At 63.5% G+C, this 26,437-nt stretch carries 28 protein-coding genes; 17 read left to right on the forward strand and 11 right to left on the reverse strand.

Translation table 11 applies throughout. From position 1 onward, the window contains the following. The first annotated feature begins 16 nt into the window (after positions 1–16). From EN824_RS05510 to recJ, 5 genes are all read left to right on the forward strand, one after another. Complete coding sequence (locus EN824_RS05510; protein WP_127280821.1) at positions 17–373, forward strand: hypothetical protein; 357 nt, start codon at positions 17–19, stop codon at positions 371–373. 66 nt (positions 374–439) lie between these two features. Further along, positions 440–607: a Thivi_2564 family membrane protein gene (locus EN824_RS05515; protein ID WP_081295122.1), complete on the forward strand. Its 168-nt coding sequence runs from the start codon at positions 440–442 to the stop codon at positions 605–607. Positions 608–809: 202 nt separating this feature from the next. Then, on the forward strand, positions 810–1,793 hold the full coding sequence (gene glpX / locus EN824_RS05520; RefSeq protein WP_135931961.1) for a class II fructose-bisphosphatase: 984 nt from the start codon (positions 810–812) through the stop codon (positions 1,791–1,793). 72 nt (positions 1,794–1,865) lie between these two features. Beyond that, positions 1,866–1,967, forward strand: coding sequence for a DUF6434 domain-containing protein (locus EN824_RS35860; protein WP_245520944.1), 102 nt, complete (start codon positions 1,866–1,868; stop codon positions 1,965–1,967). 13 nt (positions 1,968–1,980) lie between these two features. Beyond that, complete coding sequence (recJ, locus tag EN824_RS05525) at positions 1,981–3,762, forward strand: single-stranded-DNA-specific exonuclease RecJ (RefSeq protein ID WP_135864349.1); 1,782 nt, start codon at positions 1,981–1,983, stop codon at positions 3,760–3,762. A 23-nt stretch (positions 3,763–3,785) separates the two neighbouring features. On the opposite strand, the gene EN824_RS05530 is transcribed toward recJ, so the two are convergent. The 4 genes from EN824_RS05530 to folE all read right to left on the reverse strand — a co-directional run bounded on the left by EN824_RS05530 (position 3,786) and on the right by folE (position 6,626). Further along, positions 3,786–4,343 carry a dihydrofolate reductase family protein gene (locus EN824_RS05530; RefSeq protein WP_135880518.1) on the reverse strand — a complete coding sequence of 186 codons (558 nt, stop codon included), beginning with the start codon at positions 4,341–4,343 and terminating at the stop codon, positions 3,786–3,788. Positions 4,344–4,430: 87 nt separating this feature from the next. Then, complete coding sequence (locus EN824_RS05535; RefSeq protein ID WP_127872630.1) at positions 4,431–5,402, reverse strand: patatin family protein; 972 nt, start codon at positions 5,400–5,402, stop codon at positions 4,431–4,433. 84 nt (positions 5,403–5,486) lie between these two features. After that, complete coding sequence (gene hisI, locus EN824_RS05540) at positions 5,487–5,948, reverse strand: phosphoribosyl-AMP cyclohydrolase (protein ID WP_127277422.1); 462 nt, start codon at positions 5,946–5,948, stop codon at positions 5,487–5,489. A 42-nt stretch (positions 5,949–5,990) separates the two neighbouring features. Continuing rightward, the gene (gene folE / locus EN824_RS05545; RefSeq protein WP_135931962.1) at positions 5,991–6,626 is read right to left on the reverse strand and encodes a GTP cyclohydrolase I FolE; all 636 of its coding nucleotides are present in this window, start codon (positions 6,624–6,626) and stop codon (positions 5,991–5,993) included. 239 nt (positions 6,627–6,865) lie between these two features. Between folE and EN824_RS05550 the strand changes: the two genes are divergently transcribed. Continuing rightward, positions 6,866–7,312: an iron-sulfur cluster assembly scaffold protein gene (locus tag EN824_RS05550; protein ID WP_127277427.1), complete on the forward strand. Its 447-nt coding sequence runs from the start codon at positions 6,866–6,868 to the stop codon at positions 7,310–7,312. A 71-nt stretch (positions 7,313–7,383) separates the two neighbouring features. After that, positions 7,384–7,806 (forward strand): cell envelope integrity protein TolA, encoded by a 423-nt coding sequence (locus EN824_RS05555; RefSeq protein WP_135931963.1) that lies wholly within the window; start codon positions 7,384–7,386, stop codon positions 7,804–7,806. A gap of 23 nt (positions 7,807–7,829) precedes the next feature. Here EN824_RS05555 and EN824_RS05560 read toward each other — a convergent pair whose 3' ends face one another. Further along, positions 7,830–8,747 (reverse strand): LysR substrate-binding domain-containing protein, encoded by a 918-nt coding sequence (locus EN824_RS05560; RefSeq protein WP_135931964.1) that lies wholly within the window; start codon positions 8,745–8,747, stop codon positions 7,830–7,832. A gap of 93 nt (positions 8,748–8,840) precedes the next feature. Here EN824_RS05560 and EN824_RS35100 point away from each other — a divergent pair, with 93 nt between their 5' ends. The 3 genes from EN824_RS35100 to blaOXA all read left to right on the forward strand — a co-directional run bounded on the left by EN824_RS35100 (position 8,841) and on the right by blaOXA (position 10,410). Continuing rightward, positions 8,841–8,999 carry a hypothetical protein gene (locus tag EN824_RS35100; RefSeq protein WP_189522125.1) on the forward strand — a complete coding sequence of 53 codons (159 nt, stop codon included), beginning with the start codon at positions 8,841–8,843 and terminating at the stop codon, positions 8,997–8,999. A 70-nt stretch (positions 9,000–9,069) separates the two neighbouring features. Then, positions 9,070–9,444: a membrane protein insertion efficiency factor YidD gene (gene yidD / locus EN824_RS05565; protein ID WP_127872627.1), complete on the forward strand. Its 375-nt coding sequence runs from the start codon at positions 9,070–9,072 to the stop codon at positions 9,442–9,444. 147 nt (positions 9,445–9,591) lie between these two features. Further along, entirely contained in the window at positions 9,592–10,410 is an 819-nt protein-coding gene (gene blaOXA, locus EN824_RS05570; protein WP_135915784.1) for a class D beta-lactamase, read from the forward strand. An 81-nt stretch (positions 10,411–10,491) separates the two neighbouring features. Here blaOXA and EN824_RS05575 read toward each other — a convergent pair whose 3' ends face one another. Next, entirely contained in the window at positions 10,492–11,553 is a 1,062-nt protein-coding gene (locus EN824_RS05575) for a class I SAM-dependent methyltransferase (protein ID WP_245520945.1), read from the reverse strand. Positions 11,554–11,597: 44 nt separating this feature from the next. Between EN824_RS05575 and thrS the strand changes: the two genes are divergently transcribed. Next, entirely contained in the window at positions 11,598–13,574 is a 1,977-nt protein-coding gene (gene thrS, locus EN824_RS05580) for a threonine--tRNA ligase (RefSeq protein WP_135907124.1), read from the forward strand. Positions 13,575–13,659: 85 nt separating this feature from the next. Next, positions 13,660–14,598, forward strand: a complete 939-nt coding sequence (locus tag EN824_RS05585) for a GNAT family N-acetyltransferase (RefSeq protein ID WP_127872624.1) — start codon at positions 13,660–13,662, stop codon at positions 14,596–14,598. A 102-nt stretch (positions 14,599–14,700) separates the two neighbouring features. Here the strand turns inward: EN824_RS05585 and EN824_RS05590 are convergent, their stop codons facing one another. Further along, positions 14,701–15,663, reverse strand: coding sequence for a hypothetical protein (locus tag EN824_RS05590; protein ID WP_127277443.1), 963 nt, complete (start codon positions 15,661–15,663; stop codon positions 14,701–14,703). Positions 15,664–15,817: 154 nt separating this feature from the next. Here EN824_RS05590 and EN824_RS05595 point away from each other — a divergent pair, with 154 nt between their 5' ends. Both EN824_RS05595 and EN824_RS05600 read left to right on the forward strand, forming a co-directional pair. Further along, positions 15,818–16,402: a nitroreductase gene (locus tag EN824_RS05595; protein WP_127872623.1), complete on the forward strand. Its 585-nt coding sequence runs from the start codon at positions 15,818–15,820 to the stop codon at positions 16,400–16,402. Beyond that, positions 16,403–17,011, forward strand: coding sequence for a flavin reductase family protein (locus tag EN824_RS05600; RefSeq protein ID WP_127277448.1), 609 nt, complete (start codon positions 16,403–16,405; stop codon positions 17,009–17,011). It abuts the gene before it with no gap. Between the two features lie 3 nt (positions 17,012–17,014). Here EN824_RS05600 and EN824_RS05605 read toward each other — a convergent pair whose 3' ends face one another. Continuing rightward, complete coding sequence (locus EN824_RS05605) at positions 17,015–17,896, reverse strand: CoA ester lyase (RefSeq protein WP_127872725.1); 882 nt, start codon at positions 17,894–17,896, stop codon at positions 17,015–17,017. Beyond that, positions 17,896–18,348: a MaoC family dehydratase gene (locus tag EN824_RS05610; RefSeq protein WP_056572267.1), complete on the reverse strand. Its 453-nt coding sequence runs from the start codon at positions 18,346–18,348 to the stop codon at positions 17,896–17,898. The genes EN824_RS05605 and EN824_RS05610 overlap by 1 nt, the downstream gene beginning before the upstream one ends. A gap of 151 nt (positions 18,349–18,499) precedes the next feature. On the opposite strand from EN824_RS05610, the gene EN824_RS05615 reads away from it, so the two are divergent. Next, complete coding sequence (locus EN824_RS05615) at positions 18,500–19,624, forward strand: DUF2336 domain-containing protein (RefSeq protein WP_127872622.1); 1,125 nt, start codon at positions 18,500–18,502, stop codon at positions 19,622–19,624. Here the strand turns inward: EN824_RS05615 and EN824_RS05620 are convergent. Both EN824_RS05620 and parE read right to left on the reverse strand, forming a co-directional pair. Then, on the reverse strand, positions 19,621–21,690 hold the full coding sequence (locus EN824_RS05620) for an FUSC family protein (RefSeq protein WP_127872621.1): 2,070 nt from the start codon (positions 21,688–21,690) through the stop codon (positions 19,621–19,623). The genes EN824_RS05615 and EN824_RS05620 overlap by 4 nt on opposite strands. Before the next feature lie 44 nt (positions 21,691–21,734). Continuing rightward, the gene (gene parE / locus EN824_RS05625) at positions 21,735–23,792 is read right to left on the reverse strand and encodes a DNA topoisomerase IV subunit B (protein WP_127872620.1); all 2,058 of its coding nucleotides are present in this window, start codon (positions 23,790–23,792) and stop codon (positions 21,735–21,737) included. Positions 23,793–24,030: 238 nt separating this feature from the next. On the opposite strand from parE, the gene cpaB reads away from it, so the two are divergent. Continuing rightward, the gene (gene cpaB, locus EN824_RS05630; protein ID WP_245511795.1) at positions 24,031–24,957 is read left to right on the forward strand and encodes a Flp pilus assembly protein CpaB; all 927 of its coding nucleotides are present in this window, start codon (positions 24,031–24,033) and stop codon (positions 24,955–24,957) included. 90 nt (positions 24,958–25,047) lie between these two features. Next, the gene (locus EN824_RS05635; protein WP_245511799.1) at positions 25,048–26,433 is read left to right on the forward strand and encodes a type II and III secretion system protein family protein; all 1,386 of its coding nucleotides are present in this window, start codon (positions 25,048–25,050) and stop codon (positions 26,431–26,433) included. The last annotated feature ends 4 nt before the right edge of the window (positions 26,434–26,437 follow it).

Below are 26,437 nucleotides of genomic sequence, written 5' to 3' on the forward strand. Positions count from 1 at the left end.
CCAAGGGAGCCGCTTCATGGCCGATACCAACAAATCCGACAGCCCTGACATCGGCGACATCCAGAAGACGCTGGAAAAGCAGATCGCAGACCTGCGCAAGGAGATCACCAAGATCAACAAGAGCATTTCGGCGCGCAGCGCGGAAATGCTCGATGATGCCAGCGAACAGGCATCGGATTTCTACGAGACAGCCGCTTCGCGTGCCTCGCGGACGGCACAGCAGTTGCGCAGCCAGGCCCAGGCGGTTTCGGACGTCGCGCGCGAAAATCCGGGCACGACGACCGCCGTGGTTGGCCTTATCGGCCTGCTCGGCTTTCTGGCCGGGATCGCCGTCGGCCAGTCGATGAACGACACGTCGCGCCGCTGGTACTGAGCGCGTCGGTATTGAGCCGGCTATGCCGGCTCGTTTCTTTTCAGGACATCATTGAAGGAGGGCACCATGGCTTCGTCCGTGTTGATCGGCATCCTGATCACGTTTCTCGTCATCATTCTCGTTCTCTATCTGGTGCAGCGGCTGCCGCTCGACGCCAGAATGAGGCAGATCGTGCAGATCATCGTCATCATCATCGGCATTATTTCGCTGCTCAAATACCTCGCGGTTTTCTAGGCAACCAAGGGCGGCAACTTCCTGTTTCCTGCCGGCCCGTTTCGTCTCGAACCGGGCCGGCATTGTTTCAAGAATAAGGTTCAATCGATTGATATTGCTATCCTTTCGATAAAACTGCCGGCAGGTCTTGCCGTTGTCATGCTCGTTTGACAAAACAGGCGCGCCTCCGGCGGGAGGCGCCGTCAAACGAGGATTTGCCGAAATGAATGTGGCCCAGAATATCGTCGCCGGCCTTGACCGGATACTCACCATGGAACTGGTGCGCGTCACCGAACGAGCCGCCGTCGCGGCCGCCAGGCTGCGCGGCCGCGGCGACGAAAAGGCTGCCGACCAGGTCGCAGTCGACGCCATGCGCGAGGAGCTCAACCGCCTTGCCATCAAGGGCACGGTGGTGATCGGCGAGGGCGAGCGGGACGAGGCGCCGATGCTCTATATCGGCGAAGAGGTCGGTACCGGCAAAGGCCCGGCGGTCGATATCGCGCTTGATCCGCTCGAAGGTACGACGATTTGCGCCAAAAACCTGCCGAACGCGCTCGCCGTGATCGCGATCGCCGAGAAGGGCAGCCTGCTGTTCGCACCCGACGTCTACATGGACAAGATCGCGATCGGCCCTGGTTATGCAGAAGGCGTCATCGACATCGATGCCTCGCCGGCCGACAACATCGCCAGTATCGCCCGGGCGAAGGGCGCCGCCGTATCCGACATCACGGCCTGCATCCTCGACCGGCCGCGCCACGCCAAGCTGATCGACGCCGTGCGTGCCACCGGCGCCGCGATCCGCCTGATCGGCGACGGCGACGTCGCCGGCGTCATTCACACCACCGACCCGGAAGAAACCGGCATCGACATCTATCTCGGTACCGGAGGCGGGCCGGAAGGCGTTCTGGCCGCGGCCGCGCTGCGCTGCACCGGTGGCCAGATGCAAGGCAGGCTGATCCTCGATACGCCGGAGAAGATCGCCCGTGCGGCAAAGATGGGCATTGCCGATCCGAAGCGGGTTTATCGGGCCGAGGACATGGCGCGCGGCGACGTGCTGTTCGCGGCCACCGGCGTCACCGACGGCAACATGCTGGCCGGCGTCAGGTTCGGCCGCACCTACATCACCACCCATACGATCGTGCTGCGCTCCTCGTCGCGCACCGTGCGGGAGATCAAGGCCCGGCACCAGGATCTGGATAAGTTCTAGACCTGCTTGCGGAGCCGGGTCGCAGTTGTTAGCCATTGGCGGCATCTGAACCTGGCCGCGCAAGGATTGACGATGAAGGCGTTTGACTGGCACGCGGATCCGATCCTGCGTGCCACTCCCATAACAAAATCCTATCGCAACACCCAGAACGCGCGCCGCTGCGGCCAACCATGAGTTGGCAAAGCGCATGACAGGCGAAAGGCGCCTCTTCCTCGATGTCAGGCAGTCGGCTACGGGTCTCTCCTGGGAGCACCGGCTGACCGAACGGCAGGACATGATCGCGCTCGCCATCGCGCAAGGCCATGGCGTGCCGGACATCGTCGCGCGCGTTCTTGCCGGACGCGGCGTGACCGCTGATGAGACCGAGCGGTTTCTCGACCCGACGATCCGCGACCTGTTGCCGAACCCGGCCTCATTGACCGACATGGACAAGGCCGCCATCCGCATCGCCGCCGCCGTCGTGGCCCGGGAAAAAATAGCGATCTTCGGTGACTACGACGTCGATGGCGCGGCCTCGTCGGCCTTGCTGAAGCGGTTTCTCGCGCATTTCTCGGTGCCGTCGGAAATCTATATCCCGGATCGTATTTTCGAAGGCTACGGTCCCAATCCCGATGCCATGCGCGAACTGGTCTCGCGCGGCGCGACGCTGATCGTCACCGTCGATTGCGGCACCAACAGCGCCGCTTCCGTGGAGGCAGCCAAGGAGGCGGGCGCCGATGTCGTGGTGCTGGACCACCACCAGGTTGGCGGCGCGCTACCGGCGGCGCATGCCGTCGTCAATCCCAATCGCGACGACGACCTTTCCGGGCAGGGCCATCTCTGTGCCGCCGGCGTGGTCTTTCTCGCTCTGGTGCAGACTGCGAAGGTGCTGCGCGCGATGACCGACGCCGCGCCGCCGGACCTGCTTTCCCTGCTCGATCTCGTGGCGCTTGCGACCGTCTGCGACGTGGTGCCGCTCACCGGCGTCAATCGCGCCTTCGTCGTCAAGGGTCTGCAAATGGCGCGGCAGCAGAAGAATGAAGGGATGGCTGCCCTTGCGCGGGTGTCGCGCATCGGCGAGCCGATCAGCACCTTCCATCTCGCCTATCTGATCGGCCCGCGCATCAATGCGGGCGGACGCATCGGCGATGCGGCGCTCGGCAGCCGGCTGCTTGCAACGGACGATCCGGTCGAGGCGCAGACCATCGCCGAGACGCTCGACCGGCTGAACCAGGAGCGGCAACTGATGGAGCAGGAGATGCTTGCCGCCGCGCGCGCCGAGGCCGATGCCGAGCTGGCGGGCGGCAGCGGCCCGGCGATCGTCGTCACCGCCAGCAACAACTGGCATCCCGGCATTGTCGGCCTGCTGGCCTCGCGATTGAAGGATCATGCGCGCCGGCCGGCTTTCGCCATCGCCTTCAACGCTGTGGGCATCGGTACCGGTTCGGGCCGTTCGGTGTCGGGTTTCGATCTTGGCCGGCTGGTACGCGAGGCGGCCATTGCCGGGCTCATCGTCAAGGGCGGCGGCCATGGCATGGCCGCCGGCATCACCGTCGAGCGCGCAAGGCTGGGCGAACTCAGGGCCTTCTTCGAGGAGCGCGCGGCTGCCGACGTTTTCCGGTTGCAGGATGAGGAAAGCCTGGCGATCGACGGCGCGCTTGCCGCGGAAGGCGCGACGCTCGGCCTGCTCGACGCGCTGGAGAAGGCGGGCCCCTTCGGCGCCGGGCATGTCGCGCCGGTTTTCGTGCTGCCGCGCCATCGGCTGGTCGATATCAGGCCGGTCGGCACCAACCATATTCGGGCTGATTTGCAGTCGGAGAGCGGCGGCCGCATCCAGGCGATCGCCTTTCGCGCCGTCGACACCGTGCTCGGCGAATTCCTGTTCAAGAACCGAGGCAAGACCGTGCATGTCGCCGGCTCGCTGTCGGGCAATCACTGGAACGGCAACCGTACGGTGCAGTTTCGCATCATCGATGCTGCGCGGGCATAGCCGCGCGGCGGAAACCGGGCAATTCAGCTGGCCGGTGCATAACGCAGCAACGTCACGCCCTGGGTAAGACTTTCCGTGCCGAGCGGTTTCAGCGTCAGCGACAGGCCGGATTGGAAGTATGGCTTGCCGCCACCCAGCACCACAGGATGCATGTAGAGCCGGTATTCATCAATGAGACCGGCTCGTGCCAGGGACGCCGCAAGATCGGCGCCGCCGAGGATGACGAGGCCATCGGCCCGTGCCTTGAGAGACTTTACCGTGTTCTCGGCATCGTCATCCACCAGCCGGGCATTGGCCCCGACTTGCTGAAGCGTGGTCGAGAAGACGATCTTCGGCGTCTCCCGCCATGCACGGGCAAAATCCCGCTCGACCTCGGTGGCGCCGGTCTCGCGCTCAGGGTTGTCCCAGAAGCGCATGGCCTCGTACATGCGCCGTCCCGCGAGCACGGCGGAGGCCTGTCTCATCATGTCGTTGAAATGCTGGTGCAGCTCTGCTTCGGGTACCGGCAAGCCGATGTCCTCGTCCGATCGGGCGATGTAGCCGTCCAACGACGTCAGCATGGAATAGACAATCCTGGCCATCGGCACCTCCGCTTCAATTGGCGCAGATCACCATGACCAATTGCATCTTGCAATCAGTTTGTGCGCAAGCGAATAGAGTTAAATGATCTAGGCGAGAACCGTCTGCAGCCGCGTCAGTTCGCCGATCTGCGCCATCGTCGCCTGGTAACCGAGCTGGATCGCTTCGTCGGCCCGGTGGAATTCGGTCAGGCCGATATGGCTGAGCTTGGGCTGCAGCGACATGTCGGGCGGATCCCCGGCTAGCCTGGCGCGCGAAATGCGGTCCTGGATGATGTTGAAGGCTTCGACCATCACGCCGGTGATGCCCAGACGCGTCTGGTGCGATTGGTGCTGGGCGTTGACCTGGCCGGGCCTTGGGGCGTCCTTTTCGATAACCAGTTCGCCGGCACTGTGCTTGATCACGGCGGCGCGGCCGAACAGGTCGTAGTGCAGGTTGACCGCCACGACGAGCGGCTGCTCGTAGGCGCGGCAGACCGAAACGGGCACCGGATTGACCAGCGCGCCGTCGACCAGCACACGACCGTTGCAATCGACCGGCTCGAACACGCCGGGCAGTGCGTAGGATGCGCGCATGGCCGTGATCAGCGAACCGCTCGACAGCCAGATCTCGTGGCCGGTGCGGATTTCCGATGCGACGCAGACAAACGGCTTTGGCAGATCGTCGAAGCGGATACCGGCCACGTGCTCGCGCAGGCGCGCGTCCAGTTTCATACCGCCGAAGAGGCCGCTGCCGCGCAGGTTGAGATCGAGCAGGCCGAAGATGCGCCTTCTGGTGAGGCTGCGGGCGAACTCTTCCAGCTCATCCAGTTTGCCGGCAAGATAACAGCCGCCGACCAGAGCACCGATCGAGGTACCGGCAATCATCGAAACTTCGATGCCGGCTTCATCGAGCGCGCGCAGCACGCCGATATGCGCCCAGCCTCTGGCGCAACCGCCGCCGAGCGCCAGCGAAATACCTGTTTTCTTGGGGGATTTTGTTTCGGATGCGCCGCCGGTCGAGGACAGGCCGTTGGCCTCCCTGACGTCTGGTCTGCTACGCAATGACGCCCATTCGAGCATCATGATCTCCCTTGTCCCAAAGCTAATATACGGATGGGCCGTATCGAAATGATGAATCTGTGTAGTTGATGTGAGGCAGAAGGTTCAAGCTGATGGCTTCCGATACGTGTTTTCCGCATCGAACAGCGGCTTGCTGCCGTCGTCGGCAAGCGTCCCCTTGCCGTCGATCAGCCCCACCGTCCGATAAAAGCATGAACGTCGGCCAGTGTGACAAGTTGCGTCGTGGCCCAACACTTTCACGCGCAACCACAACGCATCCTGGTCACAATCCGTGAGCATCTCGACGACATGCTGGAAATTGCCAGAGGTTTCGCCCTTCTTCCAGAGCGTGTTGCGCGAGCGCGACCAGTAGTGGGCGATGCCTGTCTCCAGCGTCAGTGCCAGCGCTTGCGCATTCATATGCGCGACCATCAGCAGCATGCCGTCGGCGGCATCGCTGACGACGACGGTGACCAGGCCGTTGGCGTCGAAGCGCGGCGAGAACACCGCGCCTTCTTCCAGGGTCTTCTTGTCTGACGGAGCTTTCGGGAATTCCAGTGCCGACATATCCGGTCTATTTTCCTGTTGACCGCGACGTCGGCAAGGGGCTCACGCCTCGCCGCCGCGCACCATGGTGACAAAACGAACCTGCTCTTCAGGCGTATCCTTGAAGACGCCGGTGAAGGTTGAGGTCAGCGTGGTTGAGCCCTGCTTGCGGATGCCGCGCATGGCCATGCACATGTGCTCGGCCTCGATCATGACGGCGACGCCGCGCGGGTTGAGTACGTCCTGGATGACACCGGCAATCTGCGCGGTCAACGCTTCCTGCGTCTGCAGGCGATGGGCGAAGATATCGACGACGCGGGCGATCTTCGACAGGCCGACCACCTTGCCGTCGGGCAGATAGCCGACATGCGCCTTGCCGATGATCGGCACCATGTGATGCTCGCAATGCGAATGGAACTGGATGTCCTTGACGATGACCAGGTCATCGTAGCCGGCGACCTCCTCGAAGGTGCGGCCGAGCTCGTCCGCCGGGCACATGTCGTAGCCGCCGAACATTTCACGGTAGGCCTTGGCCACGCGCTTGGGGGTGTCGATCAAACCCTCGCGATCCGGATTGTCGCCGGTCCAACGCAGCAAGGTGTGCACGGCAGCCTCGACTTCGGCTTCGCTCGGGCGGTCGGTGACCGGCTTTTCCATGTAGGCGGACTGGGGCATGAGCTTCTTGATGACGGCATCCATAAAAGGCGTCTCCCGTAGTTCCTCTCTCAGGAGGAACGAGTTGAACGGACCACGACCTTTCGGTGTCGGAAACTCGCCCCGTTTCCAGCCCGTAAGCGGCGTGAACTTCCCGGCAAGGACAGTGGCGTTCGCCGCCTTGTCGATGCCGGACTGCCAGCATTATATATGGTCGTGCCGAGCGAATGAAAGACGCAACAACGGCAATCGCTGTTCGCTTGGCGGCGACGGATTGGAAAATAATGATCAACGACGTCTACAACGCGAAAATTCTCGGTTTTGCCGGAAACATCGCCCGCATCGGCCGGCTCGATCATCCCGACGCGACCGCGAAGGCGCATTCCAAGCTGTGCGGTTCGACCGTTACCGTCGACCTCAAGATGGAGGACGGCGTTGTTACCGACTTCGCCCACGACGTGAAGGCCTGCGCGCTCGGCCAGGCATCGTCCTCGATCATGGCGCAACATGTCGTCGGCGCCAGCGCCGAGGAATTGCGCGCGGTGCGCGAGACCATGCTGAAGATGCTGAAGGAGAACGGCGCGCCGCCGGAAGGCCGCTTCGCCGACCTCAGCTATTTGGAGCCGGTGCGCGACTACAAGGCGCGCCATGCGTCCACCATGCTGACCTTCGACGCGGTGGTCGACGCGATCGGCCAGATCGAGAAGAAGCGCGCCGACGAAGCGGCCTGAGCGTGGGCTTTGGCCTTACGGCGGCGGGCAGATCCAGCCAGGGCACAGCCGGTCATTCATGCAATAACCTCATGTTCGCCGGCATTCTTGCGGCTTCACTTGTGTCGAGCGGCGGATCGTGCGGGGCGGAACCAGCGGTCCAGCGCGATATCGGCGACTATCTCATGAAGGCTATCCAAGCCTGTTGGAGCATGCCTGCCAATACCACAAGCATTGCACGCGTTCGGATCAGCTTGAACAAGGACGGATCGCTCGCCGGCCCGCCAAAAATCGTCGGCCCCGTGACACCGCCACGGGATAAGGTAGCCGAAGCCGCCATTCGGGCAATCACGCGTTGCGCGCCGTTTTCCGGGCTGGCATCCTACGCCGCCCACTATGATTTGTGGCGCGACATCGTCGTCACGTTCAACCCGGCAGACGACCCTGCGGCGGGACATCCGTCCCTGGACGTCAACGATCTCGACAAACTTCTCGAAAAATACAAAGCAAAGTAGCGGAATCTTGCCAGGGCAATGGCTCAGGCCGGCGCTTTCAGCGCCGGCCTGCTGTCGGCAAATTCGCTTCTTAGCCAATTGGCGAAGGCCGCTGCCGGTTCGGAGAGATCGTGCAAACTCCTGGCCACCAGCCAATAGGCGCCGGACGCGACATTGATGTCGAACGGCTTGACCAGTGCCCCGGTCGCCAATTCTTCGCCAATCTGCAGGAGATCGCCCAGCGCCACCCCATGTCCAAGCAGCGCGGCCTGCTTCGAGAGCGAGGCGTCCGCAAGCATCGGGCCGCGCGCGGGCACCGCATCGGCTGGCACGCCCGCCGCCTCGAACCAGCGCGCCCAACCCTGGCGGTTTTCCTCGTGCAAAAGCGTGAAGCGAGCAAGGTCGGCCGGCTTCTCGAGGGCCGGGCCCGATGAAAGCAGCGCCGGCGACAGAACCGGCGAATCGACCGTTGAAGCCAGCCGTTCGGCCTCGCTACGGGGCCATGACGTCGAGCGTGAGCTGAAACGCAAGGCAAGTTCGGGCTGGTCGCTGCGGAACTCGATCAGCCTTGGGTCGACTTCGAGGGAAACGTCGATGTCGGGCCGCAACTGCCGGAACCGGTTGAGCCTCGGCACCAGCCACACCGCTGCGAGCGAAGGTTCGACGCTGACGCGAACCACGAACTGGGCCGGGGTGGCGGCCAGATCGCCGAGCAGGCGGTCAATCGCATCGAAACTCGTCATCAGTTGAGCAAGCAGCCGGCGGCCCGCATCCGTCAGTTCGACGCGGCGATGGTGCCGTTCGAAAAGCGGTTGGCGCAGGAAGGTTTCGAGTTCGCGGATCTGCCGGCTGATCGCCGCCTGCGAGACGAAAAGCTCCTCGGCGGCCTTGCTGAAGCTCACATGCCGCCCAGCCGCCTCGAAGCTCCTCAATGCCGTCAGGGGCAGGCGTCCACGCTTCATTTTCGCATAACCCAGGATTATCCGAAGCGGAAATTATACTCGTTTGAAGGCGAAGGCCAGCAGCGGTCTAATCCGGTCAAAGGAGACACGACCATGATCCAGTTCCTGAACATCCTCGGCGATGTCATGCGGATCGCGACGTTTCAATGGCGTGACGAAAGACGCGATGCAGGGCATCACGACGAGTGGCCCCACCCTGGCCGGTGGGCACCTCCGGTCGACCGGCAGCCATTTCGCCGTCACCGCCCGTGACGGCGGGGCGAGCGGGATTGCGTTCTCCGGCGCAAGCGCACATCTATCAGCTGGAAACGCGGAGATCGCAGTGGGCGACCAGCACGGGCATGCGCATACAGCCGGAGCGTCGAGGCGCGGCCGCAATTGGCCCGGCCCTTGGCGCAAGACGCCCGGCCGCGTGCTCGGCACCTCGCTCGTGCGGCTTTACCAACTGACGCTGTCCGGCTTTGTCGGCAATTCCTGCCGGCATCTGCCGACCTGTTCGGAATATGCGCATGAGGCAATCGCCCGTCATGGTCTTTGGGCCGGTGGCTGGATGGGGTTGTTCCGCGTGCTGCGCTGCGGTCCATTCGGCACGCACGGCATCGATCTCGTGCCGGAGGTTCTGGCGCCCCGTTATGCCTGGTTCATGCCATGGCGGTACTGGGGGATCGGCCGTAAGCGAGGCGAAGCGCAGGGATGAGGAAGCTGCTCACGCGGCGCCAGCCGCGCCGGTTTACGATCCGGTAGGGTTAACGCAAGCCTGCACAACAACTGCGCATTTGAGACAAAATCGAGACAAGAGCCCTCGCTAAGCCCGCTCGCGAACCCCTCCTGGAGCGAGCATCCCATGCGCAACATCGACCGTCTTCCCTTCATCTTTGCCGGAATCCTGTTCCTGCTTGCCTGGCTGTTGGGGTTTCCGATGCGCGCTCAATCGGCGCCGCTCGCGGATGTGCACTGCACGCTCATCGCCGACGCCCAGAGCGGCAAGACGCTTTACCAGGACGGTACCTGCGACCAGCGCTTCAGCCCGGCATCGACGTTCAAGGTGCCGCTTTCGCTGATCGGCTACGACGCAGGCATCCTCACCGATCAACACACTCCGGCATGGGACTACAAGCCTGAGTTCAAGGCGGTGAAGCGCGACCAGAAAACCGTCGATCCGACGATCTGGGAACGTGATTCCATCATCTGGTTCTCACGCGAGATCACCCGCAGGCTTGGAGCCGAGAAGTTTGCCGGCTACGTATCGAAGCTCAACTACGGCAACGGCGACGTTTCCGGCAAACCCGGCAAGGATGACGGACTGACCCATTCCTGGGTGAACTCCTCGCTCGAGATCACGCCGGTCGAACAGGTCGCCTTCCTGCGGCAACTGCTCGCCGGCACTATGCCAGTGTCGGCCAAGGCGCATGAAATGACACGGGCTATCATACCGAGCTTCAAGGCCGGCAATTGGGCCGTTCAGGGCAAGACCGGCAGCACCAGGCTCGGCGAGGGCGGCAAGGACAAGCGCTCGCTCGGCTGGTTTGTCGGCTGGGCGCGGAAAGACGGCCGCCAGATCGTGTTCGCCCGGCTCGTCGTCGATGCGAAGCGGACCGACATGCCGAAGGGGTTGGCGACACGGGCCGCGTTCCTGAAGGACCTGCCGCAGCTGATGAAATGAGTTTGATTTCCACGCAATTCCCAAGGGGAAGCGCTACGCGCTTCTCCCGGGAAAACCGCTGCACGCTTTTCCTGGATTTGCTTAAGCGCTTCGGCGGGCGCGGATGATGTGGCCGCCGGAATTGCTCGTCATTGCCTTCGGTGCTCCGGAAAAGCGAGCGGCGATATCGCCGCTCTTGAGATCTTCGATCTCGTCGAAGCCGAGTTCAGTCAGGGATTTCGCCAGCTCTGCCGGAACAAAGAAGCTGATCCAAGGCTCCCCGACAGACGCGACGCGCGCCGCATGGAAGGCCTGGGCCGCCTGTCCCGCCGCATCGCGGTTCTCGGTCGGCTCGCTGTAGTCGAACACGACCTCCGAGCCGGGGATACCGGCTATCCAGGACAATGTGTTGAAGATCGCTTCCTTCGTCAGGTAGGGTACGACCCCCAGCCAGATGAAGAAGGCCGGCGCGGTCGACTGCAAACCGGCCTCGGCCAGTTCCGCAGACAGGCTTTGCCGCTCGAAATCGACCGGCACGAATCTGGTGGCGGCTGGCTCGGCAAGACCGCTATCGGCAATGCATTTGCGTTTCCAGGCTTGCGTGGCCGGGTGATCGACTTCGAACACGCTGAGGTCCGGATACGGATTGCGCAGCGAAAACGTATCGAGGCCGGCGCCAAGTACGACGAGTTGGCGGACACCGCGACGCACTGCCGCCGCCAGCCAGTCCTCGGCGAAGCGGGCGCGCGCTGCCACGAACAGGCGCATGCGCAGGCGGCGCTCGTCTTCCTGCTCAAGCTCCTGCGCCGCGGGAGCGGCTTCACCCAGAATCGCGATCGCGTAGGCATCGCGAAACAACCCTGCCTGCGGTGAAAATTGATGCAGAGCCCTCATGCGGGCGACGCCAAGGGCGGTTCGGCTAGGTGTTGCGTTTTCCATATCGACAATTCCAGACGATTGCGGGGATGTGCGCAAGCCTGGGCGACGTGTCTGCGACATCTCTGCCGACATTTCCTGACGGCCGGGCCAGTCAGCACTCTTTACCTGGCCCGGCACTGCCTCTAAAACCCGCGCGCTGCCGTTTGTCCATGTGATTGGCGCTTCCGGCTTTATCTTGTGCATGTCGTAATCCAGGACCGCCATACATTTTTGGGCGACATGCATTTCAACCACCCGCGCTCGTTTGCGGGACTGGATAGGAGAACCATATGCTGAATTCCGTTTCCCTGACATTTCCCGATGGCTCCGTCCGCGACTATGACGCGGCAATGACCGGTGCCGGCCTTGCCGAGTCGATCTCCAAGTCGCTGGCCAAGAAGGCCGTGGCCTATGCCATCGACGGCACCGTGCGCGACCTCAGTGATCCCGTGGGCAAATCCGGCAAGGTCGAGATCATCACCCGCGAAGACCCGCGTGCGCTGGAACTCATCCGCCATGACACCGCGCATGTGCTGGCAGAAGCCGTGCAGGAATTGTGGCCGGGCACGCAGGTGACCATCGGGCCGGTGATCGAGAACGGATTCTATTACGACTTTGCCCGCAACGAGCCGTTCACCCCGGACGATTTCCCGGTGATCGAGAAGAAGATGCGCGAGATCATCGCGCGCAACAAGCCGTTCACCAAAGAGGTCTGGTCGCGCGACAGGGCAAAAAAGGTCTTTGCCGACAAGGGCGAGCGCTACAAGCTCGAACTGATCGACGCCATTCCCGAGGATCAGGATCTCAAGATCTATGCGCAGGGCGACTGGTTCGACCTTTGCCGTGGTCCGCACATGGCCTCGACCGGCCAGATCGGCAACGCCTTCAAGCTGATGAAGGTGGCCGGCGCCTATTGGCGCGGCGATTCGAACAACCCGATGCTGACACGCATCTATGGCACGGCCTGGGCCGACCAGGCGCAGCTCGAAGGCTACCAGACGATGCTGGAGGAGGCCGAGAAGCGCGACCACCGAAAGCTTGGCCGCGAAATGGACCTGTTCCATTTTCAGGAAGAGGGGCCGGGCGTGGTTTTCTGGCACGCCAAGGGCTGGAAGATGTTCCAGAACCTGGTCAACTACATGCGTCGACGCCTCGACGAGCAGGGCTATCAGGAGGTCAATGCGCCGCAGGTACTCGACAAGAGCCTGTGGGAGACGTCGGGCCACTGGGGCTGGTACCGCGACGCCATGTTCAAGGTGACGGTCGCGGGCGATGAAACCGACGATGACCGCGTCTTCGCGCTGAAGCCGATGAACTGCCCGGGTCACGTGCAGATTTTCAAGCATGGGTTGAAGTCATACCGAGATCTACCCGTAAAGCTTGCGGAATTCGGCAATGTGCATCGCTACGAGCCATCGGGCGCGCTGCACGGGCTGATGCGCGTGCGCGGCTTCACGCAGGACGATGCGCATATCTTCTGCACCGAGGAACAGCTGGCTTCCGAGTGCTTGCGCATCAACGACCTGATCCTGTCGACCTACGCCGATTTCGGTTTCGACGAAATCAGCGTCAAGCTGTCGACGCGGCCGGACAAGCGCGTCGGCACCGACGAGGCATGGGATCATGCCGAGGCGATCATGGGCAGCGTGCTGGAAACGATCAGGACGCGCTCCGGCAATCGGATCAAGACCTCGATCAATCCGGGCGAGGGCGCCTTCTACGGGCCGAAGTTCGAATATGTGCTGAAGGATGCGATCGGCCGCGAATGGCAATGCGGCACGACGCAGGTCGACTTCAACCTGCCGGAGCGTTTTGGCGCCTTCTACATCGGCTCGGATTCCGAGAAGAAGCAGCCTGTCATGGTGCATCGCGCCATCTGCGGCTCGATGGAGCGGTTCCTCGGCATCCTGATCGAGAACTATTCCGGCCATTTCCCGCTGTGGTTCGCACCGCTGCAGGTGGTGGTGGCGACCATCACGTCGGACGCCGACAGCTATGCGAACGAGGTCGTGGCGAAGCTGAAAGCCGCCGGGCTGTTGGCGGAAGCCGATCTGCGCAACGAGAAGATCAACTACAAGGTCCGTGAGCACAGCCTGGCCAAGGTGCCGGTCATCCTCGTCTGCGGCAAGCGCGAGGCGGAGGAGCAGACCGTCAATATCCGCCGGCTCGGTTCGCGCGACCAGGAATCGCTTGGCCTTGCCAAAGCGATCGAACGGCTGACCGAAGAAGCGGTCACACCTGATCGCCGACGCAAGCGCGCTGCTTGATTCGGACTGTTTTCGATCGAATGGCGGTGGAGCGATCCACCGCCATTTTCATATCCCTGTCACGGCGATGTTGTACCGGAACGCTATGCTCAAGCTGAAATCGCGCGAACGACCATTTCCCGAGCTTTCCTATGCCAACCCGCACCAGCCGGCTCTGGCGCGCTGGTTCATTCATTCGGTGGAAGGCCTTTCGGGGCGCGACCGGTTCGCAGCGCTCTATGAATTCTGGCGCCATCAGGTTGTGCCGACCGGTGAGCGTGTGTTCAGCCGCATGCTGGACCTCATCGATGTAGGCGTGCGAACGCCCGACCAATGGCCGCCCGCGCAATTGCCCGACACGCCGCTGGTGATCATTGCCAACCATCCCTTCGGCATTGGCGACGGCATCGCCGTGCTGTCACTGGCAGAGCAACTCGGGCGACCTTTTCGAGTGATGATCCACAAGGATCTGCTCAGGATTCGCGAGATGGGGCCCTATTCGCTGCCAATCGACTTTTCCGAGACCAAGGACGCGGTGAAGAACAACATGGCGGTGCGCCATGAAGCGGTGCGGCTGCTCAAGGAAGGCGTCACCATCGTGGTGTTTCCGGCCGGCGGCGTCGCCACCGCGCCAAAGGGTTTTGGCCGGGCGCGCGACCTGCCATGGAAGATGTTTCCGGCCCGTCTCGTCCAGGAAGCCAAGGCATCGGTCATCCCCATGCATTTCTCCGGGCAGAACGGCAGGCTTTTCCATCTGGTCAGCGGGCCGATGAACATGGCCGAGCGCGACGGGCGCGTGGCCAAATTCGTCGGCAAGGCCTCGCTGACCTTGCGCACCTCGCTGCTCATCCGTGAATTCGCGCGGTTGTCCGGCAAGGCGATCGAGGTGCGCGTCGGCAATGTGCTCAGCTGGAGCGAACTGGAGCCGTTGCGCGACCGCAAAGCGTTGCTCGATCGCCTTTATCGCGGCGTGTTCGACCTGGCGCCAGAGCTGCCGCGTCGGCGCATTCCTTTCCTGCCGGCTCGAACGAAACTGGCGGCCTAAAGGAGTATCTCCGGCGAAAACGAGATCGCCTCCAATGCGCCGTCTCTTTGCTTTTACGCAATTCCGGACGCCAAACCGCTTCGCACCTTTGCTGGAATTGCTTCAGTCCGCGCCTTCTTCCGGATCCATGGCCGCTGCTTCGGTGGCGAGAACCTCGATTTCCTGGTTCTGCCCGCCCACGACCGTGAAATCCTTCTGATAGATCCGGTCGCGGTTCTTGGCGATGATGGTGTAGTCGCCTTCGGCGAGCACCATCGAGGCGAAAGCGCCGACGGTTTCCTTGATCGGATCGCCGGATTCGTTGAGCAGTGACCAGGATGTGTCGGCGATCGCTTCGCCACCCGCTTCGCGCACCAGCTTCATCGTGATTTCGGCGGCGTGATGCTCGACGGTGGCTTCGGTCAGCTTGCCGGCCTCGACGCGGATGTCGGAGCGGATGACGGCATTGACCGCGCCGTAGGTCGAGACGACGTGGTAGATGCCGGCATTGAGTCGCACGACGCTGTTGGGTTCGACATCGGGGATGATCAGTGCGCGGTCGCCATTGGCCTCGGCGGTGCCCTCATAGATCGAGAAGCGCAGTTTTTTCGGCGGAATGCGCACGCCTCCGGACAGGACCGCGTCGAGCTTCAGGCCGCCGGCATCGAGCACCAGGCTTTCTCGCTTGGCTTCCTTGCCGACGGTGATGCGCTTGGTGGCGCCGGCGCGGCCATAAGAGGCGTGGACCAGATAGCTGCCGGGTTCGAGCTGGAAGACGGCGCTGCCGCCATGCGCGGAGGCGACCATCGGCAATTTGCCGTTGACGGCTTCAGGCTTGAAGACGCGCCAGACGAGACCGCGGGTGATGTCGGTGCCCTTGTCGGTCAACTGGGCCGACAGGGTGATGGCGCCACCGCCGCCAAGCGCCAGCGGGGTCCCGCTCTTCGGCGTCGCATAGCTCGAAATTCCGGGAAGTTTCAGGTCGCCAACGCCATCCTTTTCCTGCGCGACAGCCATGGAGACCGGCAGCAGGAACAGCGCGGCGCAGAGCCGGACCAGGAAAAGACGCAGTCGCCCCTCAAACATGCCTTGCGTTGAAGCCCATGGCGGTGGCAATTTCAAGGCTTAAGAGTCCGATCCGTGACTCTTCAGCCCGGCGCTAGCGCGCCTTTGCCCGAGCCGCCCGAATTCCCGATGGTGCGCTTCAGCTCAAAACAGAATGTCCAGGAGACTTGCGCCCATGGCGTCGCCGATCATCGACTTCCTGCTGACCCGAAATTCAGCGCCGATTCCCGATCTCAAGGAGCCTGCGCCCAGCGACGCCGATATCGCCACGATGATTGCCGCCGCCACACGCGTGCCCGACCATGGACGGCTCGAACCCTGGCGCTTCATCCTCTATCGCGGCGAGGCCCGCATCGAGATCGGCAGACAACTGGCGGCGCTGGCTGAACAACGTGAAGGACCGTTGACAGAAGGCCGCCGCAACCAGGAACTGGCGCGGTTCTCGCGCGCGCCGCTGGTGATCGGTGTCGTATCAATTCCCAGGGAGAACCCGAAAATCCCGCAATGGGAGATGTTCCTGTCCGGAGGCATGGCGGCGCTGAATCTGATGATATCTGCCAATGCGCTTGGCTACGGCACCAACATGATCAGCAACTGGTATTCCGACGTGCCGGAGGGCAGGGCGATCCTCGGACTGGCGCCGCAGGAGCGCGTCGTTGGTTTCATCCATATCGGCTCTTATGCGGGCCAGGCGCCGGAGCGGCCACGGCCCGATCCGGCAAAACTCTATGCGGACTATACCGGACCTTGGGCGGGCTGAATGTTCTACGAGCCGTCCAAGGGGCATGGCCTGCCGCATGATCCGTCGAAGGCGATCGTGGCGCCGCGTCCGATTGGCTGGATATCGACGCTGAACAAGGCCGGCGAGGTCAATCTCGCGCCATACTCCTTCTTCAACGCCGTCTCGACCCGGCCTTTCATCGTCTGGTTTTCCTCCGAGGGCGAGAAGGACAGCGCCTCGTTCGCGCAGGAAACCGGCGAGTTCGTCGCCAATCTGGTCAGCCGCGACCTTGCGGAGAAGATGAACTACACGTCCGTCGCCGCGCCGCGCGGGGTCAACGAGTTCGTCTATGCCGATCTCGCCATGGCGCCGTCGCGTCTCGTCAGGCCGCCGCGCGTGGCGGCGGCACCCGCGGCGCTCGAATGCCGGGTGACGGAAGTGTTTCGCCCAAAGGCGCTCGACGGATCGCCAACGAGCGCCGTCGTCGTCGCCGGTGAAGTGATCGGCGTGCATATCGACGATGCCTTCCTGAAGGATGGCCTGTTCGACATCACCAAGGCCGGCAATGTCGCTCGTCTCGGCTATATGGACTATGCCAGCGTCGACGAGGTCTTTTCGATGCGCCGACCGCGCTGGGAACAAAAGTAGCTGTCAGATGTGTATACCGGCCGCCCTTGCGCGCGCCAGTAGGCGTTCGGCCAGCCGCAGATGCGGGCGGTCGAACATCTTGCCGTCGATGCCGACGACGCCGGGATTTCCCGCTGCCTCGAACGCCGCAACGATGGCCGCCGACTGTTTCACCGCCGCGGCCGAGGGCGTGAAGGCGGTGTTGATGACGGGCACCTGATCCGGGTGGATCGCCATCTTGCCGGTGAAGCCGTCGCGTTCGGCCTCGGTGCATTCCACGGCGAAGGCCGCCATGTCGCGAAAATTCGGAAACACGGTGTCGATCGCGGCGACCTCCGCGGCCCCGGCCGCGAGGATGGTTGTCAGGCGGGCGTGACGGAAGAGGTCGGTGTAGTGGCCGCGCTCGTCGCGGGCCGCACGCGCGCCGACCGCGGCCGACAGGTCTTCCGCGCCCCAGGTCAGGCCGGCAAGCCGCACGCTTGCGCCGGCATAGGTCGCGGCCGCCAGCAGGCCCGCCGGAGTTTCGGTGATGATCGGCAGGATTTTTATCGAACCGTCGGGCAGATCGTTCTCGGCCTCGCGAACCCTGAGCTTGGCTGCGAGCTGCTGCATATCCTGGCCGCTGTTCGATTTTGGCAGCATGATGCCGTCCGGCCTTGCCGGAACGAGCTTGGCAAGATCATCGTCCGTCAGCCCGGTCGAGAGGTCATTGACCCTGACATAGATCGCCGGGTTGGTTTGCCCCCTGCGTTCGAGGATGAAGCGCGCCGCTATCTCGCGCGCCTGCGCCTTGTTCCGCGGCGCCACGGAATCCTCGAGATCGACGATGACCACGTCGGCGCCGGCGCCGAATCCCTTTTCCAGCTTCCGCTCGGAATCGCCGGGAACGAACAGCAGCGAGCGCATCAGGCCGCCTTCTTCAGCATCATCGCTTGCCTGGTGCATTTGGCGACCAGATCGCCATGCTGGTTGTAGGCGCGGTGCTCGAATTCGACGATGCCACGGTCGGGCTTCGACTTGGACTCGCGCACCGAGACGACCGATGTTTCGACACGGATGGTGTCGCCATGGAAGACCGGGTGCGGAAACACGGTTTCCTTCATGCCGAGATTGGCGACCGTGGTGCCGACCGTGATGTCGTTGACCGAGATGCCGATCATCAGGCCGAGCGTGAACAGCGAGTTGACCAGCGGCTTGCCCCATTCGCTCTTGGCGGCGAAATCGAAGTCGATATGCAGCGGCTGCGGGTTCAGCGTCATCACCGAAAACAGCATGTTGTCGCTCTCGGTGACGGTCTTGCGCAGCGTGTGCTGGAAGACATGGCCGACAACAAACTCCTCGAGATATAGCCCGGCCATTTCCGTCTCCTGCGCTGTCTGACGGTTGATAGGCGCTGCATCCAGCGCTCGCAAGCCAGTTAATGAACATGGTGAACCGTTCGTAAACCATTTCTGCCTACCGTCCTCACGGGGCCGGAAACCTTCCGGCTAGGGGCGTAAGCAGACGGGCATGGTTGTTGTTTCGCATTTCCTGAAATGGATCTACACGGCCAGGGTGTCGGAGCGCGCCGCCGCGGCCAATGCGCTGGCCCGGGCCTATGTCAATTCCGAATTGCCGTTCGAGGACCGCTGCGCCGCCGAAGCGGCGCTGACGCTGCTGCTCGACGACGCCTCGTCGAAGGTGCGGCTGGCGATGGCGGAAGCGCTCTCGATGAGCCACCACGCGCCGCTGCAGATCATAAGCGTGCTTGCCGCCGACCAGCCGGAAGTCGCCGGTGTCGTGCTGGCGCGCTCGCCACTGCTCACCGACGCCGATCTGATCAACCGCGTGGCGGCGAGCCAGAAGGCAACGCAGAAACTGATCGCCGATCGGCCGCTCGTCTCGATGGCGCTGTCGGCGGCCATCGCCGAGATCGGCGAGGCGGAGGCCTGCGCCGTGCTTCTGGCCAACACCGGTGCCGCCATCGCTTCGATGAGTTTCCGCCGCATGGCGGAGCGCCATGGGCATCTGCCTTTGGTGCGCGAGGCGCTGATATCGGATATCAGGCTGCCCGCCGACTGCCGGCACATGCTGCTCATCAAGCTTGGCGAGACATTGAAGACATCGCCGCTGGTCATGGCGTTGATGGGAGCCGCGCGTGCAGAACGCGTCATGCGGGAGGCCTGCGTCAAGGCCTCGGTGACGCTGATCGAAGGCACGCGCCAGGAAGAGCATGCGGCGTTGATCGAGCATCTCAGGCTGCGTGGCGATCTGACCGCGAGCTTCCTGATCCGCACTATCGCGCACGGCAAGGTCGATTTCTTCGGCTCGGCGCTGGTCGCGCTCAGCCAGCAGTCCGAGCCACGGGTGAGGGCGCTGCTGGCCAGCGGGCACGACGTGGCCCTGCAGGCGTTGTTCCGCAGTGCCGGCCTGGCTGCCGCCACGCATGCGGTCATCCTGCGCGCGCTGAAGATCTGGCGTGAGGTTGCCAACGGCAAGCGCGTCGCCGGCGTTCAGGAGGTCAGCTGGCTGATGCTCAAGGAGTTGGGCGGGCAATCCGCCGAAGGCGATCTTGCCGCTCTGGTCAAGTCGATCCATCTCGATGCCCTGCGCGAGAACGCGCGCGGCCACGCGCTGGCGATCGCCGCAGCCTAGGTTTTATCCCTCGCGAAGAAATCCGGGAAATCCTCCATCGCCGCGGCGATGATGCGCAGGGACGCCGCGATTTGCAGCATGTCGCCGGTGGCGTTTCGCTGGGCGATGCCCGCCGCATACTGCCGGGCAACAGCGACGGTCGCTGTTTGCGGATCGCCAGGGGCACGGAAAAGCAGCTCGCGCGCCAATCCCCTCAGGAAGTTGGCGATTGAAAGCGCCGTTTCCGATGGGATGGCATGGTCTTGGCTGGCACTGCGCAGCCGCAGGATTTCCAGGCCGACCGTGACGGAGGCGACGCCGCCGCCCAGCACCGCCTCGCCCTTCCTGCCGGAATTCTGCACCAGCGGCATCAACTGATTGACCCGGTCATAAGCGAGGCTCTCGAAGGCCGAACGCCTCGGCACGCGCTCATGCAGGCAAAGCCGCGCCAGATCCTCGCGCATGGCCCGTACGATGCGGTCGGCCGCGAGCCACGGATCCGCCGGCAACACGACGATGAAGACGCCGATCGCCAGCAGGATGCCGACCAGGATCGATGCCGAACCGGCGAAGAAGGGGCCGGGATCATAGGTCATCGCCTGATGCGGGCTGAGGAAGGCCAGGAAATTGATGGCGAAGGCCGTCGCCACGCCGACATAGCGCGGATTGGCCATGGCGAGTGCCGCCGGCACCATGATGGGCACGACGAACAGCATGAACCAGCCGAAGCCCGGCAGGGCGGGAAGCGCGATCTGGCCGACGAGAAAGGCGAACGGCAAAGCGAGCAGCGTTCCCTTGAAGAAACCCCATGATACCTGCACGGGATCGGGGCGAGCGGCAAACAGGCTCGACACGACGGCAACCAGGATGACGGTGCCGGCCGCCTCCGACCACTTCGTCGTCAGCCAGAAAGCCGCGACCAACAGCGTGGCAACGGCCGCGCGGATGGCGTTGCGCGCGGCACCGGGATAGTCGCGATGCACCACCAGGGCCGGCTGCTGGCTGCCAGGACCTGGTCGGCGGGTCACCGGCGCGCGCAGCGCGTCCAGGCCACGAAGCACCTGTTTCAGCGCCTCGGCGAAATCGGCCGCTATGGTGAGGCGGGTGATGGTTCCGACCCTGTCCTCACCCTGATCGACCGAGGCATCGGGCATTTGCCGGGCCTTGGTTGAGATCGCGTCGAGCCGCGCCAACCAGGGCGAGGTATCGTCCAGCGCTCCCGGCTTGGTTGCCAGTTCGCCTACAAGGGCTTGCAGCTCCGAGCGCACCGGGATGAGGGCCGCGTTTTTCGGAGCGGCATGCGAATAGAGCGCGCGCGCCGCCGAAAGAGCCGAGAGCAGTTGTCCGATCGTGCGTCGCACCGGGTGCGCGCGCGGTGCGAAGCTCGGCGCTTCGAGCCTGGCATAGGCGCGCATCTCGCCAAGCGTCTGGGTGTCGGCGACAAGCTTCCGGTGCAGGCCGATCAGCGTTGCCCGATCCCCGCCGGAAAACGCTCCGCCGGCGTAAGTGGCGAGGTCGAGAATGCAGCGTTTCAGCCGCGAGATGATGGCGTCGCTGGCCAGTTTGGGCAGGATCAGCCGGCTGGTGAGGCCGGCGCAGACGATGCCGAGCACGATCTCGGCACAACGCGCGACCGCTAGGTCAACGACCAGATGCGGTTGCCCGAAAGCGGGCAGGCCGATGATCATGGCGGTGTAGCCGGCAAGGGCGGCGCCATAGGCTTCGGGATTGCGCAGCAGCGACGAGACGAAGGTGCAGATGCCTATCCAGACGGCAAGCACCGTCACCAGAATCCAGGGGCCGGTGCCGAACGCCGTGGTGATGCCGATTGCCGCGACACCCCCAGCAAGCGTGCCGAGCAGCCGGTAGAAGCCTTTCGCCAGCACCATGCCGGCAACCGGCTGGGCGACGATGAACACCGTCATCATCGCCCATTGCGGATGGTCGAGCTTCAGCGCATAGGCGGCGAGAAGCGCGATCATGCCAGCCGAAACGGTGCGCAGGGCAAAGATCCAGTCCGATCGCGTCGGTTGCGTCAGGCCGGCCAGGCTCGTCTCGAAATAGGTTTTCAGCCGCGCCCAGGTCACATGCCGGTCTCCATGTCAGGGACGCAAGCTAAACTCGCCAGCGGCTAGATATCCAGCACTTCCGTCTCGGCGAATTCGGCGCGTTCCTGGATGAAGCGGAAGCGGGCTTCGGGCTTGGTACCCATCAGTGCATCGACCGCATCCTTGGTCGCCGCCTCGGCGTCGATCACGTCGACCCTGAGCAGCGTGCGCTTCCTGGGGTCCATGGTGGTCTCCTTGAGCTGCGAGGCCATCATTTCGCCCAGGCCCTTGAAGCGGCCGAGCTCGACCTTGCCGCGCCCGGTGAATTCGGTGCGCAGAAGCTCGTCCTTGTGGGCGTCGTCGCGGGCATAGGCGACCTTGCCGCCTTGCCTGATCGAGTAAAGCGGCGGCACCGCCAGATAGAGATGGCCGCCGCGTACCAGCGCCGGCATCTCCTGGTAGAAAAAGGTGATCAGCAGCGAAGCAATGTGGGCGCCGTCGACATCGGCGTCGGTCATGATGATCACGCGGTCGTAGCGCAAATCCTCGTCGCGATACTTTGACCGCGTGCCGCAGCCAAGCGCCTGGATCAGGTCCGATATCTGCTGGTTGGCGGCCAGCTTGTCATTGCCGGCGCTGGCGACGTTGAGGATTTTTCCGCGCAGCGGCAAGACGGCCTGGCTGGCACGGTCGCGCGCTTGCTTGGCGGAGCCGCCGGCGGAATCGCCTTCGACGATGAAGAGTTCGGCACCTGCCGCCGCGTTCTGTGTGCAGTCGGCGAGCTTGCCCGGCAAGCGCAGCTTGCGCACCGCACTCTTGCGCGACACCTCTTTTTCCTGGCGGCGGCGCACCCGTTCGTCAGCGCGCGCGATCACCCAGTCGAGCAGTTTCGAGGCTTCTTGCGGATTGTCGGCCAGCCAATGGTCGAACGGGTCGCGTATCGCGGTCTCGACGATGCGTATCGCTTCGATCGTCGCCAGCCTGTCCTTGGTCTGGCCGACGAATTCCGGCTCGCGGATGAACACCGACAGCATGCCGGCGGCCGAGATCATGACGTCTTCCGACGTGACGATCGAGGCGCGCTTGTTGCCGACGAGGTCGGCATAGGCCCGCAGGCCGCGCGTCAGGACGTTGCGGAAGCCGGCCTCGTGCGTGCCGCCTTCACCGGTCGGAATGGTGTTGCAGTAGGAATTGATGAAGCCGTCGCCGCCGAACCAGGTCACCGCCCACTCGAGCGAGCCATGGCCGCCTTGCCTGTCGCTCTTGCCGGCGAAGATTTCGCGCGTCACCTGGAATTCGTCGCCTAGCGACGCTTTCAGATAATCCTTGAGGCCGCCGGGAAAATGGAATTCCGCCTTGGCCGGCGTCTGATCCTTTTCCTTGATGAGGGAAGGATCGCAGGTCCAGCGGATTTCGACGCCGCCGAACAGATAGGCCTTGGAGCGCGTCATGCGGTAGAGCCGTGCCGGCTCGAAGGCCGCACCCTTGCCGAAGATCTGCTCGTCGGGATGGAAACGCGTCCTGGTGCCGCGGCGGTTGTGCACCTCGCCGAGGTGCTCCAGACCGCTTACCGGAATGCCGCGTGAAAACCGTTGGCGATAAAGCTGGCGGCCGCGCGCGACTTCGACCTCGAGATGGTCCGACAGGGCGTTGACGACGGAAACGCCGACGCCGTGCAGGCCACCGGAGGTCTCGTAGACCTTGGAATCGAACTTGCCGCCCGAATGCAGCGTCGTCATGATCACTTCGAGCGCCGGCTTCTTGAATTTCGGATGCGGATCGACCGGGATGCCGCGGCCATTGTCGGTGACGGTGAGATAGCCGTCGGCGGAAAGCTCGACATCGATGAAGGTGGCGTGGCCGGCAACCGCTTCGTCCATCGAATTGTCGATGACCTCGGCGAACAAATGGTGCATCGCCTTGTCGTCGGTACCGCCGATATACATGCCAGGCCGGCGGCGCACCGGCTCCAGGCCTTCGAGCACCTCGATGTCGGCGGCGCTGTAACCCTCGCTGCCATCCTTGGCCGCGGCCGGGCGCCTGGCGGCCGCTTGCACCAGCGGATCCGCTGGGCGCGCCGGCGCGCGAACCGGCTGCGGCTGCTTGTCGATGTTGCCGAAGAGATCGTTGTTGTCGTCCATGCCAACCATAAGGGTCCGGTGCTGCGAATCACCCGTCGATACTGCCACGCTTTTCGGCGCCAAGCGACGGAGGTTCCTGTTACGTTCGGGGATTTAGCCCTTCTTACCCTAAAACCATTCGATAACCAAGCGGGCGGAAATAGGTCGAATGCCACCGCACAAGATTCCTGATTCTTTAACAATGCCGACTAGCGTGAGCCCAACATAACAAGAAACTGCAGGCGTCAGGGGTTTAGGTGTGAGGGGCAAGGCCATAACGATGATCGGCATCGCCGCCGTTTTCGGCGCGATCTCGATCTTTGCCGCGGATTTCTGGGTCAAGAGCCAAGCCCAGGCCGATGCCCAGGAGAAGACGGCCTCGATCGCCGCTCCGGCCTCACCCAGGATCGAATTCAAGACGATCGTGGTGGCGACCGCGCCATTGCGTTATGGCATGGAGCTCGATCGCACCAAACTCAGCGAAATCCCGTGGCCGCAGGATTCCCTGCCGCAGGGCGCCTTTGCGACCATCGACGGGTTGCTCGGCGAAGGTGGCCGGGTCGTGCTGTCGCCGATCGAGGTCAACGAGCCGGTGCTGCTCACCAAGCTGTCCGGACCGAACGGCCGCGCGACGCTGTCCAATATGCTGACGCCCGGAATGCGGGCGGTCACCATCCGCACCGACGAGATCGCCGGCGTCGGCGGCTTCGTCACGCCGGGCGACCGGGTCGATGTCGTGCTGACCCGCGATGCCGGCGAAATCCAGGAAGTCGCCAAGAACGCGCAAGGCGCGGCCGGTTCGACCATCACCTCGGAAATCGTCGTTGCCGACGCCAAGGTGCTGAGCGTCGGGCAGGGCGCCGACGAGCGCCAGACGACGCCGCAGGTGGCCAATTCCGTGACCATCGAGGTGACGAGCGACGGCGCGCAGAAAGTGGCGCTGGCCCGCACCGTCGGCACGCTGTCGCTTTCGCTGCGCTCCGCCAGCGAAGGCGGCGACGGCAAGAACGGCGTCACCACCATCTCTTCCTTCGGCGGATCTGTGGCTTCCAAGGCCCAGGCGGCGGCCGGCTCCCTGTTCGATGCCGTCGCAAAGGAGCCGGAGAAGCCGAAGTTCAAGACGGTCATCGTGACACGCGGCACGCAGGCCGAGGAATACAAGGTTCCTTCGCGGGATCAGAAGTAAAGACCGGTGGGGACCGGGCGGGACGGGATAATGGCGATGCATACCCTATATCGAATGACGGATCGGTTGCGTTTGGTGCGCGCCTTGGCGATGGCGGCTTCACTGGCCGCGAGCGGCATGCTCGCCTTCGTCGGCGCGGCCAAGGCGGACAACGACATCGTCCATGTCTCGTCGACCAGGAATGCGTCGATCAAGGTCGCCAAGGGCAAGCCCAAGACGATCATGACGAGCGCGGCCTTCTACCAGATCGTCATCGGCGATCCGGAGATCGCCAACGTCAATCCGCTGACCGACAAATCCTTCTATGTGCTGGGCAACAATCTCGGCACCACCGGCATTGCGCTGTTCGACGAGAACAAGCAGCTCGTCGGCACCATCGACATCGAAGTGACGCTCGACACCGACCAATTGGCGAGCACCATCCGCGCCAGCGTGCCGGACGCCAAGATCAAGGTCGGCTCGGCCAATGGCCGCGTGGTGCTTTCGGGCGAGGCGGATGACGCGGTCGCCGCCGAAAAGGCAAACAAGATCGCCACCCGCTTCTCCGGCAATGAGGAGGTGATCAATTCGGTCAATATCTCCTCGTCGCAGCAGGTCCAGCTCAATGTCCGCTTCGTCGAGATCAATCGCCAGGCCGGGCAGGATCTGGGCGCGAAATACAGCGCCAATTTCGCTTACGGCTTCGGCGGTCGCGACGTCTCGATCAATCCAGGCCCGGTCCCGGCGGCCGGCACCGGCGAGATCATCGGCCGGCTGCTGTCCAATGGCGTCTCGATCGATATCGCCATCAAGGCGCTGGAGGAGCGCGGCCTTGCCCGAAGGTTGGCCGAACCGAACCTGATTGCTCGCTCCGGCGAAACGGCGAGCTTTCTCGCCGGCGGCGAATTTCCCATCCCGGTTTCCGAAGACAATGGCAATATCTCCGTCAGCTACAAGAAATACGGCGTCAGCCTGGACTTTACGCCGACCGTGCTGAAGGACGGATTGGTCAGCCTCGACATCGCGCCGGAAGTCTCCTCGATCGATGCGTCGGCATCGTACAATATCGGCAACATTTCGGTGCCGGGGTTCATCGTGCGCCGCGCCAAGACTTCGGTCGACCTGAAGAACGGCCAGAGCTTCATGATCGCCGGGCTGCTGCAGTCCCAGAACGACATCATCACGTCTCGCATACCCGGTCTCGGCAAGATGCCGGTGCTGGGGTCGCTGTTCTCGTCGAAATCCTATCAGCGGCGCGAGACCGACCTGGTCATCATCGTCACGCCCTATCTGGTCAAGCCGGTCGATCCGTCGAAGAAAATGGCTGAGCCGACCGATGGCACACAGCCCGCCAGCAATGTCGACTATTTCCTCAACAACACCGAGGAAGTGAAGGCGCCGGACACCAACCGTGCGCTGGCGCTGGCTGACGGCAGCGCTGCGCGGGGCGCTTCCGCGACCAAAGTCGGCCATTTCCTCGACCTGCCGAAGGACTGAAGCC

Origin of the sequence: Mesorhizobium sp. M8A.F.Ca.ET.181.01.1.1, assembly GCF_004792025.1 — a bacterium.
In the GTDB taxonomy this organism is placed as follows: domain Bacteria; phylum Pseudomonadota; class Alphaproteobacteria; order Rhizobiales; family Rhizobiaceae; genus Mesorhizobium.

Coding starts and splice junctions, on each gene's coding strand:
- parE (WP_127872620.1), bottom strand. CDS start 23,792: ATGGACGACAACAACGATCTCTTCGGCAACATCGACAAGCAGCCGCAG.
- EN824_RS35860 (WP_245520944.1), top strand. CDS start 1,866: ATGAAGGCGTTTGACTGGCACGCGGATCCGATCCTGCGTGCCACTCCC.
- EN824_RS05530 (WP_135880518.1), bottom strand. CDS start 4,343: ATGGCCAGGATTGTCTATTCCATGCTGACGTCGTTGGACGGCTACATC.
- EN824_RS05610 (WP_056572267.1), bottom strand. CDS start 18,348: ATGGCCGGGCTATATCTCGAGGAGTTTGTTGTCGGCCATGTCTTCCAG.
- EN824_RS05510 (WP_127280821.1), top strand. CDS start 17: ATGGCCGATACCAACAAATCCGACAGCCCTGACATCGGCGACATCCAG.
- recJ (WP_135864349.1), top strand. CDS start 1,981: ATGACAGGCGAAAGGCGCCTCTTCCTCGATGTCAGGCAGTCGGCTACG.
- EN824_RS05595 (WP_127872623.1), top strand. CDS start 15,818: ATGGCGTCGCCGATCATCGACTTCCTGCTGACCCGAAATTCAGCGCCG.
- EN824_RS05550 (WP_127277427.1), top strand. CDS start 6,866: ATGATCAACGACGTCTACAACGCGAAAATTCTCGGTTTTGCCGGAAAC.
- EN824_RS05585 (WP_127872624.1), top strand. CDS start 13,660: ATGCTCAAGCTGAAATCGCGCGAACGACCATTTCCCGAGCTTTCCTAT.
- EN824_RS05590 (WP_127277443.1), bottom strand. CDS start 15,663: ATGTTTGAGGGGCGACTGCGTCTTTTCCTGGTCCGGCTCTGCGCCGCG.
- EN824_RS05600 (WP_127277448.1), top strand. CDS start 16,403: ATGTTCTACGAGCCGTCCAAGGGGCATGGCCTGCCGCATGATCCGTCG.
- EN824_RS05635 (WP_245511799.1), top strand. CDS start 25,048: ATGGCGGCTTCACTGGCCGCGAGCGGCATGCTCGCCTTCGTCGGCGCG.
- EN824_RS05560 (WP_135931964.1), bottom strand. CDS start 8,747: ATGAAGCGTGGACGCCTGCCCCTGACGGCATTGAGGAGCTTCGAGGCG.
- EN824_RS05605 (WP_127872725.1), bottom strand. CDS start 17,896: ATGCGCTCGCTGCTGTTCGTTCCCGGCGATTCCGAGCGGAAGCTGGAA.
- EN824_RS05535 (WP_127872630.1), bottom strand. CDS start 5,402: ATGCTCGAATGGGCGTCATTGCGTAGCAGACCAGACGTCAGGGAGGCC.
- EN824_RS05575 (WP_245520945.1), bottom strand. CDS start 11,553: ATGCATGTCGCCCAAAAATGTATGGCGGTCCTGGATTACGACATGCAC.
- EN824_RS05555 (WP_135931963.1), top strand. CDS start 7,384: ATGTTCGCCGGCATTCTTGCGGCTTCACTTGTGTCGAGCGGCGGATCG.
- blaOXA (WP_135915784.1), top strand. CDS start 9,592: ATGCGCAACATCGACCGTCTTCCCTTCATCTTTGCCGGAATCCTGTTC.
- EN824_RS05615 (WP_127872622.1), top strand. CDS start 18,500: ATGGTTGTTGTTTCGCATTTCCTGAAATGGATCTACACGGCCAGGGTG.
- EN824_RS05515 (WP_081295122.1), top strand. CDS start 440: ATGGCTTCGTCCGTGTTGATCGGCATCCTGATCACGTTTCTCGTCATC.
- EN824_RS35100 (WP_189522125.1), top strand. CDS start 8,841: ATGATCCAGTTCCTGAACATCCTCGGCGATGTCATGCGGATCGCGACG.
- thrS (WP_135907124.1), top strand. CDS start 11,598: ATGCTGAATTCCGTTTCCCTGACATTTCCCGATGGCTCCGTCCGCGAC.
- hisI (WP_127277422.1), bottom strand. CDS start 5,948: ATGTCGGCACTGGAATTCCCGAAAGCTCCGTCAGACAAGAAGACCCTG.
- glpX (WP_135931961.1), top strand. CDS start 810: ATGAATGTGGCCCAGAATATCGTCGCCGGCCTTGACCGGATACTCACC.
- folE (WP_135931962.1), bottom strand. CDS start 6,626: ATGGATGCCGTCATCAAGAAGCTCATGCCCCAGTCCGCCTACATGGAA.